A 418-nucleotide genomic window follows, 5' to 3' on the forward strand; every position below is an offset into this window, starting at 1 on the left:
CCACTCGCGCCCCCCCCCGAGACAGCCGGTTCGTCCTATTGCGCTGCCTGGCGGCGCTCCGAGATCACACGGATAAGGTCGGTTGATGCATCCATAATGTGTGCATCGAGCGCGGCCACTGCCCGCCGCACATCCCTGGCGCGGCACAAATTTACAATATTGCGATGTTCTTCTTGCGCCTTCTGCCAACCCGAAGTCAGCGTGATCTGCATGCGCAAATAGCGGTCAATATTTTTATGAATACGATGAAGCATCGCCATCGTTTGACTGTATTTCGCCGGCGCGTAAAGCGTTTCGTGAAAACGCCAGTTCAATTCGCCCCAATGCGCCACCTCACCTGTAAGCATCTCATTGGCAAAGACTTCTGCTTTGTCAAGATCACTATCCGTCATAGTCGGGATTGCGAGAGACAAAAGCC

Annotated in this window: 1 protein-coding gene; it reads right to left on the reverse strand. The window is 54.1% G+C overall.

Features of this window, described 5'->3' with window-relative positions:
- Positions 1-35: 35 nt before the first annotated feature.
- On the reverse strand, positions 36-418 hold a 383-nt coding region (locus EN993_RS36745), incomplete at its 5' end, for an FCD domain-containing protein (protein WP_164758108.1).

The organism is Mesorhizobium sp. M7D.F.Ca.US.004.01.2.1, assembly GCF_003997785.1.
In the GTDB taxonomy this organism is placed as follows: Bacteria; Pseudomonadota; Alphaproteobacteria; order Rhizobiales; family Rhizobiaceae; genus Mesorhizobium; species Mesorhizobium loti.